Origin of the sequence: Pseudomonas floridensis (genome assembly GCF_002087235.1) — a bacterium.
GTDB lineage: Bacteria > Pseudomonadota > Gammaproteobacteria > Pseudomonadales > Pseudomonadaceae > Aquipseudomonas > Aquipseudomonas floridensis.
In genome coordinates, this window is sequence record NZ_MUIO01000280.1 from 1 (window position 1) to 905 (window position 905).

Below are 905 nucleotides of genomic sequence, written 5' to 3' on the forward strand. Positions count from 1 at the left end.
GAAAAGTGGCTGCGCTCGGCGACTTTTCGTACTAAACCTGATAAGCCGGTACAGTTGCTGAACGCCTACCGGATCATGCCCATCGCCCGGTGTGGGCATGCCGCCCACGTCGGGCCCGGCCCTGTAGCTGGTCAGCCCGTGGGTGGAGTCCGGGCAGCAGGCACCGCCCCCGATTTCCCTCCAGCTCCCCTCGCCGTTATCATCCCCGCTTCTTGTGGGGGACATATACGATGCTCAATGGCCTGTGGCTTGGTTTTTTTGTCGTGGCGGCGATTTCCGCGATGGCGCAGTGGCTGGTTGGGGGCAACGCCGGCATTTTTGCTGCCATGGTCGAAAGTATCTTTGCCATGGCCAAGCTGTCGGTCGAAGTCATGGTGCTGCTGTTCGGCACACTGACCTTGTGGCTCGGCTTTCTGCGCATCGCCGAGAAAGCCGGAATCGTGGACTGGCTGGCCAAGGTCCTCGGGCCCCTGTTTCTGCGCCTGATGCCGGAAGTCCCGCCGGGCCACCCCGCACTCGGCCTGATCACCCTCAATTTCGCTGCCAACGCGCTGGGCCTGGATAACGCCGCGACACCTATCGGCCTCAAGGCCATGCGCTCGTTGCAGGAGCTCAACCCCAGCAAGGACGCCGCCAGCAACGCGCAGATTCTGTTTCTGGTGCTCAACGCGTCTTCCCTGACGCTGCTGCCGGTGACGATCTTCATGTACCGCGCCCAACAAGGTGCGGCCGATCCGACGCTGGTGTTCCTGCCGATTCTGCTGGCCACCAGCGCTTCGACCATCGTCGGCCTGCTGTCCGTCGCGTTCATGCAGCGCCTGCGTCTGTGGGACCCCGTCGTGCTGGCCTATCTGATTCCGGGTGCGCTGCTGCTGGGCGGCTTCATGGCGTTTCTGGCCACGCTG

Annotated in this window: 1 protein-coding gene; it reads left to right on the forward strand. The window is 63.3% G+C overall.

Annotation, left to right across the window (positions count from 1 at the left end):
• Positions 1-230: 230 nt before the first annotated feature.
• Positions 231-905, forward strand: a 675-nt coding sequence (locus tag BZK31_RS28920; RefSeq protein WP_279628831.1) for a nucleoside recognition domain-containing protein, incomplete at its 3' end; no start/stop codon positions are given.